11 protein-coding genes are annotated in these 17,154 nt (G+C 72.7%); 7 read left to right on the top strand and 4 right to left on the bottom strand.

Going from position 1 to position 17,154, the window contains the following annotated elements; genetic code table 11:
- Positions 1-3: 3 nt before the first annotated feature.
- The gene (locus tag ABGB17_RS31350) at positions 4-651 is read right to left on the bottom strand and encodes a DUF305 domain-containing protein (RefSeq protein ID WP_347636348.1); all 648 of its coding nucleotides are present in this window, start codon (positions 649-651) and stop codon (positions 4-6) included.
- Positions 652-779: 128 nt separating this feature from the next.
- Here ABGB17_RS31350 and ABGB17_RS31345 point away from each other — a divergent pair, with 128 nt between their 5' ends.
- Entirely contained in the window at positions 780-1,505 is a 726-nt protein-coding gene (locus tag ABGB17_RS31345; protein WP_347636345.1) for a DUF3105 domain-containing protein, read from the top strand.
- 8 nt (positions 1,506-1,513) lie between these two features.
- On the opposite strand, the gene ald is transcribed toward ABGB17_RS31345, so the two are convergent.
- Positions 1,514-2,629 carry an alanine dehydrogenase gene (gene ald / locus ABGB17_RS31340; protein ID WP_347636342.1) on the bottom strand — a complete coding sequence of 372 codons (1,116 nt, stop codon included), beginning with the start codon at positions 2,627-2,629 and terminating at the stop codon, positions 1,514-1,516.
- A gap of 313 nt (positions 2,630-2,942) precedes the next feature.
- On the opposite strand from ald, the gene ABGB17_RS31335 reads away from it, so the two are divergent.
- Complete coding sequence (locus ABGB17_RS31335; protein WP_347636339.1) at positions 2,943-5,216, top strand: excalibur calcium-binding domain-containing protein; 2,274 nt, start codon at positions 2,943-2,945, stop codon at positions 5,214-5,216.
- Here the strand turns inward: ABGB17_RS31335 and ABGB17_RS31330 are convergent.
- Positions 5,209-7,461 carry a molybdopterin cofactor-binding domain-containing protein gene (locus ABGB17_RS31330; RefSeq protein ID WP_347636335.1) on the bottom strand — a complete coding sequence of 751 codons (2,253 nt, stop codon included), beginning with the start codon at positions 7,459-7,461 and terminating at the stop codon, positions 5,209-5,211. The genes ABGB17_RS31335 and ABGB17_RS31330 overlap by 8 nt on opposite strands.
- Positions 7,462-7,577: 116 nt before the next feature.
- On the opposite strand from ABGB17_RS31330, the gene ABGB17_RS31325 reads away from it, so the two are divergent.
- The 5 genes from ABGB17_RS31325 to ABGB17_RS31305 all read left to right on the top strand — a co-directional run bounded on the left by ABGB17_RS31325 (position 7,578) and on the right by ABGB17_RS31305 (position 14,096).
- Positions 7,578-9,188 carry a PucR family transcriptional regulator ligand-binding domain-containing protein gene (locus tag ABGB17_RS31325; RefSeq protein WP_347636331.1) on the top strand — a complete coding sequence of 537 codons (1,611 nt, stop codon included), beginning with the start codon at positions 7,578-7,580 and terminating at the stop codon, positions 9,186-9,188.
- 198 nt (positions 9,189-9,386) lie between these two features.
- A complete protein-coding gene (locus ABGB17_RS31320) occupies positions 9,387-10,682 on the top strand; it encodes a helix-turn-helix domain-containing protein (protein WP_347636327.1) in 1,296 nt (431 codons plus the stop codon).
- 94 nt (positions 10,683-10,776) lie between these two features.
- Positions 10,777-11,397, top strand: coding sequence for a copper resistance CopC family protein (locus ABGB17_RS31315; protein ID WP_347636323.1), 621 nt, complete (start codon positions 10,777-10,779; stop codon positions 11,395-11,397).
- Positions 11,398-11,440: 43 nt separating this feature from the next.
- Positions 11,441-13,450, top strand: coding sequence for a bifunctional copper resistance protein CopD/cytochrome c oxidase assembly protein (locus ABGB17_RS31310; RefSeq protein ID WP_347636320.1), 2,010 nt, complete (start codon positions 11,441-11,443; stop codon positions 13,448-13,450).
- Positions 13,451-13,715: 265 nt separating this feature from the next.
- Entirely contained in the window at positions 13,716-14,096 is a 381-nt protein-coding gene (locus tag ABGB17_RS31305; RefSeq protein WP_347636316.1) for an ATP-binding protein, read from the top strand.
- Positions 14,097-14,157: 61 nt separating this feature from the next.
- Here ABGB17_RS31305 and ABGB17_RS31300 read toward each other — a convergent pair whose 3' ends face one another.
- A complete protein-coding gene (locus ABGB17_RS31300) occupies positions 14,158-17,052 on the bottom strand; it encodes a hypothetical protein (protein ID WP_347636312.1) in 2,895 nt (964 codons plus the stop codon).
- Positions 17,053-17,154 lie beyond the last annotated feature (102 nt).

Raw genomic sequence — 17,154 nt, 5'->3', positions numbered from 1 at the left:
CTGCTAGCCGGTCGAGATGGACGGGTAGGGCTTGGCGCCGCGTGCCGTGAGCATCTCGGTCATCAACCCGATCTCGCCGTCCTGGGTGTTCACGATGTGCTGCGCCATCGTGCGGACCTCCGGGCGGTCCGACAGCCTCAGCAGGCCCTTCGCCATGTCGACCCCGCCTTGGTGGTGGCGGATCATGAGCTGCAGGAAAAGGATCTCGCCGTCCTTGCCCTTGGTCTCGTTCAGGCGTCGCATCTCGGCGTCGCTCGCCATGCCCGGCATACGCGGCGCGCCGCCGCCGGGCGCCGGGGACGCCGCGCCGTGCCCCCCGTGACCGGCCATCCACGCCATCGGGGGACGGTCGCCCGCCTGGGTCAGGCCCCACTGCTGCAACCACCCGCCGAACATGCCGCGCTGGGCCGTCTGCGTGGTGATGATGTCGTACGCCAGGTTCCTGACCGCCTGGTCCTGGCTGTTGTCCCGCACCGCGAAGCCCATCTCGGCCGCCTGCGCGTGGTGCACCGCCATGTCCCGGGCGAACCCCGCCTCCGGCGAGTCGTCCCCCGGCGGGCCCGCCGCCCGTGTGACGAACAGCGTGACCACCGCGGTCAGGGCGCACGCCACGAGCACGACCAGGATCATGCGGGTCCGTGAAAGATTCATGGCAGAGTGTGTCCAGAGGTGGGGATGTCAGGAGCGATAGACGCAAACCTTATTACGTACCCACTATCCTCCACATAAGCCAGGCAGCTTGAGAAAACGAAAACCTGACGCGGGTGGTGGAGGACCGGATGGCCAAGGAGAGGACGCAGGCTCGGCGGGAGCAGCTTGCCAAGATGCGCGCCGCGCAGCAGCGCAAGGAGCGACGCACGGCACTGCTCATGTGGGGTGCGGGCGGACTGGTCATCGCGGTGCTGGTCGGTCTGGTCGGCTACTACGTGATCAATGAGCGCGCCCGCTCGTCCCTGGACGGCGTCACCAGCTTCAAGTACGACGCCGGCGGGCACACCGCCGCCAGGGTCGCCTACAAGGAGAACCCGCCGGTCGGCGGGGAGCACAACCCCACCTGGCAGCTCTGCCAGGTGTACGACGAGCCGATCAACAGCGAGAACGCCGTGCACTCCATGGAGCACGGCGCGGTGTGGATCACCTACCGGCCGGACCTGCCGAAGGCCCAGGTGGACAAGCTCAAGGCGCTCGTCACCGGCGACTACCTCCTGCTCAGCCCGTACCCCGGCCTGTCCGCGCCTGTCGTGGTCAGCTCGTGGAACCACCAGTTGAAGCTGAACAACGCCGACGACCCGCGCCTGCCGAAGTACATCACCAAGTACAAGCAGAACCCGTCCACCACGCCTGAGTACGGCGCGACCTGCGGCGGCCAGGGCAGCACCAACCTGCCGGCCTCGCAGAACCCGCTGCCCACCGTGGCGCCCACCCCGGAGCCGAGCTCCACGGGCACCGCGCCGGTGCCGGACCCGACGCCGTCGGCCTCGGCGAGCGCCACGCCGTCGTCCTGACGCGGCGCTCAGCGCAGCAGTTCCTCCGGATCGACCGCCTCCAGTCCATGTGCCTGGCCGACGGGGCGGTTGGTGAGCCGGCCCGCGTGCACGTTCAGCCCGCGGGCCAGCGCCGGGTCGTCCGCCAGCGCCGCCCGCCATCCCTTGTCGGCGATGGCGGTGGCGTAGGGCAGCGTCACGTTGGTCAGCGCGTACGTCGAGGTGTGCGGCACCGCGCCGGGCATGTTGGCCACGCAGTAGAAGACCGAGCCGTGGACCCTGTACGTCGGGTGCGCGTGCGTCGTGGGCCGGGAGTCCTCGAACGCGCCACCCTGGTCGATCGAGATGTCCACCAGCACCGAGCCCTCCTTCATGCGGGAGACCAGCTCGTTGGAGATCAGCTTGGGCGCCTTGGCGCCGGGCACCAGCACCGCGCCGATCACCAGGTCGGCGTCGAGCACCGCCCGCTCGATCTCGTACGCGTTGGACGCCACGGTCTGCAGGTGGCCCCGGTAGATCGTGTCGGCCTGGCGCAGCCGGTCGATGTTCATGTCCAGGATCAGCACCTCGGCCTGCATGCCGAGGGCGATCGCGGCGGCGTTCATGCCGGACACCCCGGCGCCGAGCACCACGACCTTGGCCGGGTACACGCCCGACACCCCGCCCATCAGCACGCCCCTGCCGCCGCCCTGCCGCATCAGGTGGTAGGCGCCGACCTGCGGGGCGAGACGGCCCGCCACCTCCGACATGGGGGCCAGCAGGGGGAGCGCGCCGAGGGACGTCTGCACGGTCTCGTACGCGATCCCGGTGACGCCGGACTCCAGCATCGCCACGGTGAGCTTGCGGGACGCGGCCAGGTGGAGGTACGTGAACAGCACCTGGCCCTCGCGCATCAGGGCGTACTCCGCCGCGATGGGCTCCTTGACCTTCAAGACCAGCTCCCCCTCACGCCACACCTCCTCCGCCGAGTCGGCGATGGTGGCGCCCGCCCGCTGGAACTGCTCGTCCGGGATCGACGACCCCGCGCCCGCGCCCCGTTCCACGAGCACCTCGTGCCCGCGGGACGTGAACTCGTGCGCGCCCGCAGGGGTCAGCGCGACGCGGTACTCGTTGTCCTTGACCTCTCGGGGTACTCCGACCTTCATGTGGAAACTCCTCCGTCGACCCTGACCGGCGGGCCGCGGCTCGCCGTGACCCGCCGCGCCGCCCGTCGCTCTCCGGGCCGCCCGCGTGGCCGTTTCCCGGCGCCGGGGGTGAGGGCGCCGGACCCTGTTACCACTGTGCGTTCCCAGAAAAACCCTGGCCAAGGAGCATGTCGTCAGGAATTACCCTCTGGACGCAGCAAAATGTCCGGACATCTTCCGTCAGCCCGGTACCTGCCCGGCGTTCACGCGGTTAGCCCGATCACGTGACTCCTCGATAGGCTCACCGGAGCGCTTATCGGTCACAGGGGTGAGGATGCGTAACGATCCGGCGGTCCACGGCCACTCCGGCCCGCCACGCGATCAGGCCGGTCCACCGGCCGCGCCTCCCGCGTCCCTCGGCACCCACACCGACGACCCCGAGGTCCTCACCGGCCGCCCCATGGAGCCGGGCGAGGTCCCGCCCGCGGTCCGCCCGGAGGACCCGGAGGGCTGGTCCTCCGGCTGGCACGGCACCCCCACCTCGGACGGGACCGCGGCGGACCCGGCCTTCGACCGCCGCGCCGAGGCCGCGGGCCAGGACCAGGGCTCCCCGTGGGCGACCGACCGGCATACGGACCCTGACATGTTCCGCCGGCCCGCGGACCGGCACGGCGGCACGGATCCGGACATGTTCCGCCGGCCCACAGAGGGAGCGCCGTGGCCCGCGGACCGGCACGGCGGCACGGACCCTGACATGTTCCGCCGGCCAGCCGAAGGCACGCCGTGGCCCGCGGACCGGCTCAGTGGCACGGATGCGGATGTGTACGGCCGGCGTGCCGACGGATCGCCGTGGGCGGGGGATCGGCCCGGCGCGACGGACGCTGATGTGTACGGCCGGCGTGCCGACGGGCCGCCGCGGCCAGCGGACGCGGACGCCTTCGGCCGGCCCGCCGCAGGGGCGCCGTGGGCAGGGGCCGGTGGCGTGGGCCTGGATGACGGGCCCGTCACGGATCCGGCCGGGTTCGGCTGGAGTCCCGAGGGGCAGCCCGGGGCGGCCGGATGGCGGCACGGGGAGCAGTCGTTCGGCGCGGAGCGGCCGGGTGGGCTGAGCGAGCCTGAGGAGCTCTCGGGGCCGGGAGGTCCCGCGCCGGGGGAGCCGCGTCAGCCTGAGGGGCCGTTCGGGCCGGAAGGGCCGGGCGGGCCCGGCGGGCCGCCGCCGGGGCCGGGGGAGCCCGGAGGGGCCGGAGGGGCGCCCCCGGGGCCGCCGCGTGCGGCGCGGGCGACGACGATCGCGCTCGTGACGGCGCTGGTGGTCGTGGTGCTCGTGACGGGTGTGCTCGGCACGATCGCCGTCCTGATGACCCGCCAGCCGGACGTGCCGCTCGGCGCGGCCCCACCCCGCCGCCTGGCCACCACGATCCACTTCGCCCCGGTCACCGGCGTGCGCGCCGCGCCCTGCCCGGGCGCCGAGGCCGTCCTCGACGACGCCGGCACGACCTGCTACCAGGTCGCCCCCGGCGTCACCGTCACGTCCGTCCTGAAGGTCGAGGCGATCCCCGAGCAGGACCAGGCGTTCGCCGTCCGCGTCGTCCTGGCCCCCGAGAGCCGCGACCGCCTGGCCGACCTCACCCGTGACTCCATCGACCAGCAACTGGCCGTGGTCGTGGCCGACCGCGTCGTGGCCGCCCCCCGGGTGGCCCAGCCCCTGACCGTGGACAGCCTGAGCATCTCCGGCTTCACCAAGGACCAGGCCGACACCCTGGTCGCCCGCCTCCTCGGCACCGGTGCCGCCCCCTCGGTCTCCTCCGGCCCCGGCACCTGCCCGCCCACCGCCCCCGGCCAGGGCCAGCCGGGCGCCCCCACCGGCCAGCCCGGCGCACCGACCGCGTCAGGCCAGCCCGGCGCACCGACCGCGTCAGGCCAGCCCGGCGCGCCGACCGCCTCGGGCCAGCCCGGCGCCCCCACGTCCCAGGGCCAGCCGGGCGCCCCCACATCTCAGGGTCAGCCGGGCGCCCCCACATCTCAGGGGCAGCCGGGCGCCCCCACGTCCCAGGGCCAGCCCGGGGCGCCGACCTCCCAGGGCCAGCCGGGCAACCTCACGTCTCAGGGGCAACCCGGTGCGCCGACCGCCTCGGGCCAGCCCGGCGCCCCCACGTCCCAGGGTCAGCCGGGCGCCCCCACGTCGCAGGACCTCCCGGGCGCGCCCCTCTCCCCGGGCGGCACGAACACCTGCCCTCCGTCCACCGCGCCGTCCACCGGCCCCACCGCCCCCGGCGGCGTCCCGTCCACCGGCGGTTCCGTCGGCGCCCCCTCCACCGCCCCCACCGGTGCCGGAGCCGGCGGTGCCGTGCCGCTGGCGCCGCCGACCGGCTCGTCCACCCCGCCGAGTTCGGCGGGCCGGACCGACCCCGCCGCCCGCACACCCAGCGCGTCGGCTTCCCGCCCCACCGGCACCGCCACCCGCAAACCCGACACCCGCTTCGCCAGTTGCAAGCAGGCCAACGCCGCCGGCTACGGCCCGTACACCAAGGGCGTGCACCCCGAGTACCACTGGTATATCGACGGCGACCAGGACGGCGTCGCCTGCGAACGCGGCGACCTCACCTGACCCCGTCCGCGGCGGGCACCGCGATGTCGGACGGGCGGACCGGGATCCTCGGCAGGGCGAGCCCGGTTGCGTCGCGGACGGCGGCCGCGATGGCCGGCGTGGAGGACAGGGTGGGCGGCTCGCCGGCCCCGCGCAGCCCGTACGGCGCGTCCGGGTCCGGGTTCTCCAGGATGGAGATGGTCATGGGGGGCATGTCGAGAATGGTGGGGATCAGGTAGTCGGTGAAGGACGGGTTGAGCACCCGCCCGTCGCGGACCTGGATCTCCTCCATCAGCGCCAGCCCCAGCCCCTGGGCGGTGCCGCCGTGGATCTGGCCCTCCAGCGCGAGCGGGTTGAGGATCTTCCCGACGTCCTGCACCGCGGACAGCTCCACGACCTTCACCAGGCCGAGTTCCACGTCCACGTCCACCACGGCGCGGTGCACGCACAGGGCGAGCTGCACGTGCGAGTCGCCCTGCCCGGTCACCGGGTCCATGGGGTACGTGGGCCGGTGCCGGTACTCGCGGGTCTCCTCGACGGGCCCCGAACGTTCGAGGACCTCGGCCAGGGACAGGCCGGGGTACGCGGCCAGCAGGTCGTCCAGGCGCTTGCGCACCGCCAAGCATGCCTCGCGGACCGCGCCGCCGGTGACGTACGACTGGCGGGACGCGGACGTGGAGCCGGCGGAGCCGACGGTGGTGTCGGCCGGGGCCACTGTGACCCGTTCGACGCCGAGCTCGGTGCGCGCGATCTGGGCCTGCACCATCACCAGGCCCTGGCCCACCTCGGCGGCGGCGGTGTGCACCAGCACGTGGGGCTCCCCGCCGAGCAGCTCGATCCGCACCCGGGCCGTGGAGTGGTCGTCGAACCCCTCCGAGTAACAGATGTTCTTGATCCCGACGCCGTACCCGACCCCGCGCCGCACCCCCTCGCCGTGCGTGGTCTGCGCCACCCCGCCGGGCAGCGACCGCAGGTCGGTCCCGGGCCCGTCCGCGGGCAGCGGCGTCGCGGCGAGCTCCCGCAGCATCCCGGCCAGCGGCGCGGGCGACTCGATGACCTGCCCGGTGGCGAGGCGTGACCCCTGCGACACCGCGTTGCGCACCCGGACCTCCACCGGGTCGAGCCCGCATGCCTGCGCCACCCGGTCCATCTGCGACTCGTACGCGTAGCAGGCCTGCACCGCACCGAACCCGCGCATCGCCCCGCACGGCGGGTTGTTGGTGTACACCCCGTACGCGTCGATCTCGATGTTGGCGACCTCGTACGGCCCCACGCCGAGCGACGCCGCGTTGCCGACCACCGCCGGCGTGGAGGAGCAGTACGCCCCGCCGTCCAGCACGATCTCGGCCTTCACGTACACCAGCCGCCCGTCCCGCGTGGCCCCGTGCTCGTACCGCATGCGCGCCGGATGCCGGTGGACGTGCCCGTGGAACGACTCCTGCCTGCCGTACACGATCTTGACGGGCCGGCCGGTGCGCAGCGCCAGCATGCACGCGTGCACCTGCATCGACAGGTCCTCCCGGGCGCCGAACGCGCCGCCGACCCCGGCCAGCGTCAGCCGCACCTTCTCCGGGGGCAGCCCGAGGCACGGCGCGATCTGCTCGCGGTCCACGTGGAGCCACTGCGTCGCCACGTACAGGTCGACGCCGCCGTCCTCGGCCGGCACCGCGAGCCCCGACTCCGGCCCGAGGAACGCCTGGTCCTGCATGCCGACCTCGTACTCGCCCCGCACCACGACGTCGGCGGTGAACTCCCCGCCGACCCGCACCGGCTGGTACCGCACGACGTTCCCGCCGGGGTGCACCTTGGGGCAGTCCGCGTCGAACACCGCACGCCGCGGGTCGGTGACCGGCTCACGCGGCTCGTACTCCACCACGACGGCCGCCGCGGCGCGCCGCGCGATCTCCGGGTGGTCGGCCGCCACGATCGCCACCGGCTCGCCCTGGTAGCGGACCTGGTCGACGGCGAGCACCGGCTGGTCCTGCAGATCGAGGCCGTAGAACCGCTCCCCGGGCACGTCCTCGTGGGTCAGCACGGCGTGGACGCCGGGCATGGCGAGCGCCGGGCCCACGTTGAGGGACCGGATCCACGCCGAGGGGTGGGGGCTGCGCAGGGTGGCGCCCCACACCATGCCGTCGAGGTACAGGTCGGAGGAGTAGGCGAACTCGCCCGTCACCTTCAGATTGCCGTCCGGGCGGGGCGCGCTCGCCCCGACGCCCAGGCCGCTCGGCCTGGTCCGGCTCTGGCCGCTCGCGGTGTGGCTCACACCGGCAGTACATCAGCCCCTGGTGAGCCGGCCTATTGACGCCGCCGCGAAACGCGGCGACCCGCCGCGGCGGCCGGTTGTAGGTTCGTCCAAACCGCCCCACTTAGCCTGTACATGTGCGGATACGTGAGCTGATCGGGACGGAAGGCCTGGGCGCCGTGACCCTGCTGACCGGGGACCGGCACCTGGACCGCCGGGTGACCGGCGTCTACATCACCGACCTGCCCGACCCCGGCCGTTACCTGGCGGGCGGCGAGCTGGTGATGACGGGCCTGATGTGGCACAGGGACCCCGGCGACTCGCGGCGCTTCGTCGAGATCCTCGCCGCGGCCGGCGTGGGCGCGCTCGCCGCGGGCCGGGCGTGGCTCGGGCACGTGCCCGGCGACCTGGTGGAGGCGTGCCGTGAGCACGACCTGCCGTTGCTCGACGTGCCGGAGGAGGTGTCGTTCCGCACACTCAGCGACGTGGTGGAGACCCGCACGTCCGGCGTGGACGCCCTCGACCTGCGCGGCGAGCTCGGCCGGCACCGCAGGATCGTCGCCGCGGTCGCCGAGGGCGCGGACCTGGAGGAACTGTGCGCGCTGATCTCCGGGGAACTCGGCATGACCGGCGCGGTGATCTCCGCGGTCGGCACCGTCGTGGCCGGGGCCCTCGACGAGGGGACGGCGGCCCTGCTGGCCCGCGAGTACCTGGCGGCGACCCGGCTGCCCCACCTGGTGCGCACCCCGGGGGGTCCGTTCACGCTTTTCGCGGTGGACCGGGCGCACCGGGCGGCGGGCTGGGCGCTGGTCTGCGGCGGCGACCTGCTGGACCGCGCGGACACCGGGTACGAGCTCGCGGCGTGCGCCGCGCTGGAGCGCAGCCGCCGCGAGGAGGGCCGCCGGGTGGAGCGGCGGCTGGCCGAGCAGTTGATCGGCGCCGCGTCGTCGGGGGCCGCCGACACCGCCGAACTGGCCGCCCGCCTGCGCACATGCGGCGTCGATCCGACAGAATCGTATGCGGTGGTGATGGCGTCGGTGGTGCGCCCGGGCGCGACCGACGGGCCCGATCCGGCGGTGCTCGGCGGGCGGGTGATCGAGGAGATGCTGGAGCGCCGGGTGGTCGCGGCGGCGGGAGCGGACGGGGCTGTAGCCCTCGTGCCATTGCGCACGCTCGGTACTGATGAGATCGTGCATTTGCAACATTCTCAGCCCGTGCATGTGCAAGGACGGAATCGCGTGCAGATGCAAGTGCAGCGTAGCGTGCGAGCGTTGTCAGACCTGCTGAGCCGGCGGGTGGCGACGCTCCAGGCGGGCCTGCCCGCGAGCCGGGTGTCGGTCGGCGTCAGCGCCGTGTTGACCGGACCCGGCGCCGTCCGCGGCGGTGCCGAGGAGGCGGGTCATGCGCTTCGACTGGCTGAGGCGCGTGGCGGGGGAGTGGTGACCAGCGACGAGATCTACACACATGCTCTGTTGCTGGCCACCGTTCCCGACGATGTGCGGAGGTCCTTCGCGGACCGAATCCTTGCTCCGCTTTTCGTCTACGACCGTCGCCACCAGTCAGAGCTGGTCCGAACCCTCGGGACGTTCCTGGACTGCGCTGGGTCCTGGAACCTCTGCGCCGAGCGTTTGCACGTGCATGTGAACACTGTGCGGTACCGTATTCGACGCGTCGAGGAGTTGACCGGGCGAGATCTGTCCTCTATGGCGGACAGAGTGGATCTTTTCCTTGCGCTGAGGGCGGGTTGATTTTGATCAGCAGCAATAGTGCCAATCCGCGCGGACGTTGTACGTCGCTGACAAGGTGTTGGCGGACGCACCATTGCCAGCGAGGCCGAACATGGTTGTGAAGGTAACTACTAGGGCACATAGTGCGAGGCGGCGGCGACGCATGATGGACTCCCGTCTGTCGCAGTCTTCCGGGGCTTACATCTTCAAGGGGTACCGGTGAGCGGTCAAGATCTTATTGGACAGCGAATCAAGACGATCCGCCGCCAACGCGGCCTTTCGCAAGCGCAACTGGCACACCCTGAGTTGTCAGATAGTTATGTATCACTGATCGAGAGCGGGAAGCGAACTCCCACCGTGGCGGTGCTGGAACTGCTGGCGGCCAAGCTGGAGTGCTCGCTCACGTATCTGATCAATGGCGTTACCGCCGAGCAGATGCATGAGCTCGAACTGGGCCTGAACTACGCCGGCATGGCGCTGGAGAACGGCGAGGTCGCCGAGGCCAGGCGCCGCTACGCCGAGCTTCTCGACGACGGGAGCCTCGCCGGGCTCGCCCCCCTGCGGCAGCGGGCCGAGTACGGCTACGCGCTCGCCAGCGAGGCCTGCGGCGATCTGGACGAGGCGATCAGCGTGCTGTCGCGGCTGCACGACGCCGGCGACGGGCTCGGCGGCGAGCGGCCGGTGGCCGTGGCCGTCGCGTTGTCGCGCTGCCACCGCGAGCGCGGCGACCTCGCCGCGGCCGTGCGCGTCGGCGAGGACACGCTGCTCGGCGCCGGCCGTCCCGCCTGGAACGACGAGCTCGTGGAGCTCGGCGCCACCCTGCTCGCGGCGTACATCGTGCGCGGCGACCTGCTGCGCGCCAGCCAGTTCTCCCGCGAGCTGCTCACCGCGGCCGAGAACCTCAACACCCCGCGGGCCATCGTCGCCGCGTGCTGGAACGCGGCAGTGGTCGCCGACCAGACCGGACGCGGCGAGGAGGCCCTCAGCCTGGCCGAGCGGGCCCTCGCGGTGCAGTCCGAGACGGGCGAGCCGCGTAACCTCGCCCGGTTGCGCCAGGCCTACGCCCTGCTCCGGCTGCGTGTGCGTCCCGGCGACGCCCTCGCCTGCCGCGACCTGATGCTGCGCGGCGAGAGGGAGCTGCGCGAGTCCTCGGCCAGCACCGCGGACCTCGCCCGGTGCGTGGTGAACCTCGCCAAGGCCGAGATCGCTCTCGGCGACCCCGGCAAGGCGGTCGAGTACGCCCGCCGCGGCCGGGACATGCTCGACGAGCGCTCCGCGGTCCCGCTGGTGCAGGCGGAGGCCCACCTGGTGCTCGGCCACGCCCTGCTGCTGTTCCAGCGCAGCGAGGAGGCGTCCGCCGAGCTGGCCGAGGTGGAGCGCATGCTGGTCAACACGCCGCCGTCCCGCAGGGCCGCCGAGGGCTGGCTGACCGCGGCGGAGGCGCTGGAGCAACTCGGCGACGAGGAGGCCAGCGAGGACGCCTACCACCGCGCGCTGGCCTGCGCCGGCCTGTAGCACCGGGGGAGCCCGGCCCCCCGCGCGCCGGTCGTCCACAGGACGGCCACGCGCGGTGGGGACCGGGCTCCCGCGTGAGTAGCCTTAAGGGGTTATGAAGACTTCCCCGCTCGCCGCCGTGCTCGCGTTCGTGCTCGCCGCCGTGCTCGGCACGGCGCTCGCCACGCCTGCCCTGGCCCACACGGCTCTCAAGAGCAGCAGCCCCAAGAAGGGCGCCACGGTCGAGACCCTGGACGAGGTGAAGCTCACCTTCACCGAATCCGTGAAGTTTCCCGTGGTCCTCGTGCGCGACGCCGACGGAAAGCCCTACCACGACGGCAAGCCGCAGACCGACGGCCCCGTGATCACCCAGAAGGTCGCCGCCCCCCTCCCGTCGGGGAAGTACACCATCGCCTGGCGCGTCGTCTCCACCGACGGCCACCCCGTGGAGGGCGAGATCCCCTTCACCGTCTCCGCCCCCGCCCCGGCCATCGCCGAGACCACACCTGCCGCCACCCCGGCCCCCACCGACTCCGCCACCCCGGCGCCCGCGGGCTCCCCCGCCCCGGCCCCCACCGCCACCGCCACCGCCACTCCTCCGTCCGAGGTGACCGCCACCCCCGCCGCCGACTCCACCGAACAGCGCGGCGGCATCCCCGCCTGGGCCTGGATCGTCGTCTTCGGCATAGCGGGCATCGGCATCGGCCTGATGATCAGCATGCGAAAGAAGACATGACCACCCATACAGGCTGCGTGGACCACGGTACGGTGGCGGGGCGATGAGCAAGAGTTTCAGGCTGGCGCTGGCCGGTGCCTGTGTCGCGGCGGGCGCGCTCGCCGTGGCGTTGATCATGGGTGGGGCGGCCACGCCGCGCATCATCCCGGGGCTGCCCGACGAGGGTGCGCTGACCCGGTGGGCGCTGCCGCTCTCCAAGCTCGCCATGGACACCGCGGGCGTGCTGACCGTCGGCATGCTGCTCATGGCGTCGGTGCTGCTGCCGAACGACAAGGGGCTGCTCGGCAGGACGGCACTCACCTACACCCGGGCCGCGGCCTGGGGCGGCCTGGCCTGGGCGGCCGCCGCCGCGTCGACGCTGGTGTTCAGCCTGTCGGAGACGCTCGGCCTGCCCGTCACCGAGGTGCTCGGCGGGGACGAGCTGACCAGCTACGCCAGCCAGGTCTCCCAGGGCATCGCCCTGACCCTCGTCGTGCTGTTCGGCGCGGCCATCGCGCTGTTCAGCCGGGGCGCCATCACCGCCGGCGCCGCCGCGGGCCTGCTGCTGCTCTCCCTCGCCACCCTGCTGCCCCCCGCGCTCACCGGCCACTCCGCCTCCTCGCCCAACCACGGCCTCGCCACCACCGGCGTCGCCCTCCACCTGCTGGTGCTCGCCGTCTGGGTGGGCGGGCTCCTCGTCCTGTGCGGGCACGGCCTGCGCGGCGCCCCCGACCTCGGCGTGGCGGCCCGGCGCTTCTCCCGCGCCGCCACCTGGTGCTTCGTCGGCGTCGGCCTGTCCGGCCTGTTCAGCGCCGTCGCCCGCCTCACCACGCCCGCCGAGCTGTTCACCAGCTCCTACGGCCTGATCATGTCCGCCAAGATCGTCGCGTTCGCCGGCCTTGGCGTGTTCGGCTGGTGGCACCGCCGCCGCACGCTGCCCGGCCTGACGGCCGGGCGGTCCGGCGCGTTCGTGCGGCTGGCGGTGGGCGAGGCCATGGTCATGCTGGTCGCCGTCGGCCTCGCCGTCGCGCTGTCCCGCACCGCCCCGCCGCCGCTGGACCTGCCCGTGGACCGCGCGTTCGAGCTCCTCGGCTACCTGCTGCCGCCACCGATCACGGTGGCCGGCCTCGTGACCCTGTGGTGGTTCGACCTGTTCTTCGCGGCGCTCGCCGCCGTGCTGGCCGGCCTGTACGCCGCCGCCGTCGTGCGGCTCACCCGGCGCGGGGACCACTGGCCGGCAGGCCGCACCGTGAGCTGGGCCGTCGGCGTGCTGCTGCTGGTGCTCGCGACGCAGAGCGGCGTGGCGCGGTACGCCCCGGTGCTGTTCAGCGTGCACATGGCCGAGCACATGGTGCTTTCCATGATCGTGCCGATCTTCCTGGTGCTCGGCGCCCCGGTGACCATCGCCCTGCGGGCGCTCAAGCCCGCCGTCCGGCGCGGCGACCGCGGCCCGCGCGAGTGGCTCGTCACCATCCTGCACAGCAGGGCCGTCAAGGTGATCACCCACCCGGCCATCGCCACCGCGATCTTCATCACCTCGACCTACGCCCTGTACTTCACGCCGCTGTTCGGCGCGGCGATGGAGGAGCACCTCGGCCACATCGCGATGACCCTCCACTTCCTGGTCAGCGGCTCGCTGTTCTTCTGGGTGATCATCGGCGTGGATCCCGCGCCCACCAAGCTGCCGTACGTCGGGCGCCTGCTCCTGCTGTTCGTCACCATGCCGTTCCACGCGTTCTTCGGCATCGCCCTCATGAACATGGGCACGGTGATCGCCGCCGACTGGTACGACCAGCTCGGCCGCACCTGGGGCTCCTCCCCGCTGGCCGACCAGCGCGCCGGCGGCGGCATCGCCTGGGCCTTCGGCGAGATCCCCACCCTGATCGTGCTGATCGCGCTGGCCTTCCAGTGGTACCGCGACGACAACCGCAAGGCCACGCGCGCCGACCGCCGTGCCGACGCCCGCGCGGCCCGGGAGGGCGGCACCGGCGACGCCGAGCTGGACGCCTACAACGAGTACCTCGCGCGCCTGGACCGCGGCGGCCGGGGCCTCGACAAGGCCGACAAGGAGTAACCCCCGTCACGCTGCGCACCCGCGCATACCGGCGGGTAGCGTGGCAAGCGGTGTTAGCGGGCATAACCCTTCGGACGGGACTCAGCCGGTCCTTCCCGGTGAATGCCTCGTCCGCACCAAACCAATCTCAATCGCTCGTTGAGCACGCACCGGTAGCGTCGATCGTGGTTCCGCGGACCAGGGGTGGACGCGGTGGGGCCGGGGTCACGTCGCCTTGGAGCGGTGCTCCCAGGAGGGTTGGGGGACTTTGTACGAAGAACTGCGCATGCGCGGACGACGCGGTCTGTCGCAGGCGATCGAGGACTACCTCAGCGAGTGGTCCGACCGCACCGGCATCACGGTCGAAGTCTGGGCCCTGCCCACCGCCCGTGTCCCCACCCCCGTAGCCGACGCCGTCTACGCCGTGGTCCTGGAAGCCCTCTCCAACGTGGAACGCCACAGCGGCGCCCACACCCTGTCCCTGGCCCTGACGACCGGCCGCTCCGGCCTCAAGCTCACCATCAGCGACAACGGCGTGGGCTTCACCCCCGGCACCCGGACAGGCAGAGGCCTGGACGCCATGAAACGCCGCTTCAGCGACGTCGGCGGCACCCTCACCATCAACACAGTGGTCGGCGAAGGCACCACCATCACCGGCCAGATCTGATCGCTCCACACCACTCCCCTCGGGCCGACGTGACGGGGAGGTGGTGCGGTGGAGGCGTCGCTCAACCGCCGCACCTGAGGCCGGCCGTCTGCCGGCTGTACAGGCGACCGCAGAAGGCGATCGTTTTCTGGTTGCCCGCCGGGTCGATGGTGATCAGGAGGACGGGCCGGTCGAGGGCGTGCTGTCCGTCGCCGTGCAGTCTGAGTAGCCCACTGGCGCCGTAGACCTCGCCGGGGTTCTCCAGGGCGAGCAGGACTCCACCCCGGTCCACCACCCCGGGTTCCCCGTCCATGGACGCCGAACCGCCCTGGTCGTCGTAAGCGTCCTGTGCCGCTCCCATCAGCGCTCCCGCGGCGTCGTACGCCTGCACCGCGTACACCTCGGACGGCAGGTCGAGGGGTTTCTTCCCTAGTTCCAGCGACGCGACGAACTCGTCGAGATCGCCGTAGAAACTGGGGGGGTGCTGCTGGGCGAACGGCCACACGCTGGGTGACGCCAGCGCCACGTACACCACCCGCTGGCTGTTGCGCCCGATCCGCTGCGCGTTGTCGTTCACGTACTGTGTGACGTCGTCGCTGGCCATCACCGTGACCTGGTCGCACTGGAATGCCGCGAGCGCGTCGAGGAAGGGCCCGAACTCCCGGGAGCGGCCGGCGTAGTACGCGAGATCGGGCCGGCGGTCCGGGTCCGAGCACACATCCTTCACCTTCCGCCCCAGTTCCGCCGCGTCGGCGTACCCGACGGTCTCGGCCTTCTCCCCGAACGCCTTCGCGAACCGGTCGCCGAGGTCCTTCCCGAACAGGTCCTTGATCGACGTGTCGGCGAACACCGCCACCTTGTCCGCGGGAGCGATACCCGGCAGCGGGATGCCCTCTTTCGCCCACCGCGCCGCCGCGGTCGCCAAAGTGCTGTTGGGAGGCGCCAGGGGGAAGAACGACGGGATGTAGCTGTCCGGTCCCCGCGCCCCGAGGTCGTCGGACGTGGCCGTGGTTCCGACCACTGGCAGGGCCTTGCGCGCGAGGATCTGCAGTGCGTCCTTCACCTGCTGCCGGCTTTCCCCGAGCCCGACCACCCCCACGATCGTCGGGTCCTCGGTGACCCGCCGCAACACCTCACGCGCGACGTCCTCGGCGTACTCGTAGTCGGCCCCGGCGTTGGCGACGAGCACTCGCATCTGCAGTCTGCTGCCGTCGCCGCTGTGGCGGATGAGCTCCCGCTGCCGCACCGCGATGCCCGCCAGCTCGCCGTGGATGTCGGTGAGCGGGTCCTCGATGCCGCCGCTCGGGTTGGTCAGCTTGCCGAGGTACACCACCGTGGCGTACGGCCGCTTGGACGCGACGATCTCCCGGTTGGACTCGTCGATCGCCGCGAGCACCGGAGCCAGCCGCGGCGTGTACGCGAAGTTCTCGTGCCCGAGGCCGACGCACTCGCCGGTCGGCGTCCGCCAGATGGACGGCGCGCAGTTCGACGTGGCCGTGGAGACCACCCGCACCAGCGAGACCGCCAGCAACGCCACCACCGTCAGCACCGGCAGCAACGGGTGGGCGAGCAACGGCCGCCGCCGCGCACGCACCGGCACGCTGAGCTTCTGCAGCAGCGGCGTGTCCCCGGCCTCCATGTCGATCCGGATCAGCCGGTGCGAGCCGAGCGCCCGGTCCTTGGCCAGCTCGGCACGCCACTGCTCCCACAGCTCCTCGGCGCGCTCGGGCCGCCCCGCCAGCACCGCCGTGCCGTCCGCGGCCGGGCGCGGGGGCAGCGCCGGGCGGGCCACCGAGCCGGTGACCACGACGAGCAGCGGGTCGTGTTGCCGTGTCCCGGCCCGCACCTCCTCGATCAGCGTGACCAGCCGGGTGCCGCCGCCGCTGACCAGCAGCACCGGCAGCGACGTGCGCGCCCACGCGACCCGGCGCCAGAACTTCCACAGGCTGCGCTGGTACCCCTGCCGCAGGTCGTGCAGGAAGGCGTTCACCAGCAGATGCTCGATGCCCTGGACGGCCTGCAGCGCCTCCTGCCGCTTGCGTTCCTCCGCCGAGTCCCCGTCGTCCGCCCCGGTGATCGGGATGACCGAACGCCCGGGGGACGCCGCGGCCTCGGCCGCGGGCAGGGACAGCGCGCGGCGCCGCGCCTGGATCACCCGCACCGCGAACCGGATGAACTCGGTCGGCTGGTTGCGCCGCTGCCCCGGCATCAGGTACGGCTGCCGGCAGAACCACTTGTACCGGCGCCGTCCCGCCCAGCTCCGCGACAGCAGCAGCACGTGCAGCGCACCGATGACCGGGCCCGCGATGATGGCGCAGACGCCGAGCAGGGTGGTGAGCTGGTCGGCCCACGTGGCGCTGAGCAGGGCCGCCGCCGCCGCCCACGCGGGCAGCGGCCCCTCGGCGTACGCACGCACGTTGGCCCAGAAGTTGCGGCGGTCCTGGGCGTTGCCGGCCTTGATCTGCCGGCGTCGCTGCCGTACGGCCCGTTTGACGCCGTCGTGCAGGCGGTCCGGCTCGTCGTCGGCGATCTGCAGGTCCAGCAGCCACAGGACCTGCGCCAGCAGCGGGAACCGCAGGTGCGCCTCGCCGCGCGGCGCGATGGAGGCCAGGTCGCGGCTGGCCTCCCGTAACTGCGCCACCAGATCCGCGTACGGCGTGCCGCGTTCCCCGGGCGCCGGTGCGGCGGCCTCGGGGTCGGGGGAGGGGCCGAGGTGGGCGAACGGGGTGCCGTCACACCGTTCCTCCAGCGCCTGGGTGACGGCCGCCGTCGCCGTGTACGGCCCGGTCACCCACAACACCGGCACCGGCACGTCACCGCTCCGCCACGTCGGCCGGATGCGGATCTGGTCGAACACCCGCAGGAACTCACGCACGCCTTCGTAGGAGCGCCGGTAACTCTCCTCGGGGTCGCCGGGCCGCGCGGCCACGCCGGCCGTCTCCTCGGAGGACGGGAAGGACGGGGGGATCGACTTCACACAGCTCTCCTCCCGAAGCGACTGTGACGCTCCGATGTCAGGCGCTTACCACGCTATGGCGTTTTCGCGGAATGTGGCGGACACGATCCCATTCCGCGGACC

Source organism: Sphaerisporangium sp. B11E5, assembly GCF_039871875.1.
In the GTDB taxonomy this organism is placed as follows: Bacteria; Actinomycetota; Actinomycetes; order Streptosporangiales; family Streptosporangiaceae; genus Sphaerisporangium.
Note: the sequence above shows the minus strand (reverse complement) of the source record. Positions and strands in the feature narration are given on the sequence as shown.

Coding starts and splice junctions, on each gene's coding strand:
- ABGB17_RS31350 (WP_347636348.1), bottom strand. CDS start 651: ATGAATCTTTCACGGACCCGCATGATCCTGGTCGTGCTCGTGGCGTGC.
- ABGB17_RS31345 (WP_347636345.1), top strand. CDS start 780: ATGGCCAAGGAGAGGACGCAGGCTCGGCGGGAGCAGCTTGCCAAGATG.
- ald (WP_347636342.1), bottom strand. CDS start 2,629: ATGAAGGTCGGAGTACCCCGAGAGGTCAAGGACAACGAGTACCGCGTC.
- ABGB17_RS31335 (WP_347636339.1), top strand. CDS start 2,943: ATGCGTAACGATCCGGCGGTCCACGGCCACTCCGGCCCGCCACGCGAT.
- ABGB17_RS31315 (WP_347636323.1), top strand. CDS start 10,777: ATGAAGACTTCCCCGCTCGCCGCCGTGCTCGCGTTCGTGCTCGCCGCC.
- ABGB17_RS31310 (WP_347636320.1), top strand. CDS start 11,441: ATGAGCAAGAGTTTCAGGCTGGCGCTGGCCGGTGCCTGTGTCGCGGCG.
- ABGB17_RS31305 (WP_347636316.1), top strand. CDS start 13,716: ATGCGCGGACGACGCGGTCTGTCGCAGGCGATCGAGGACTACCTCAGC.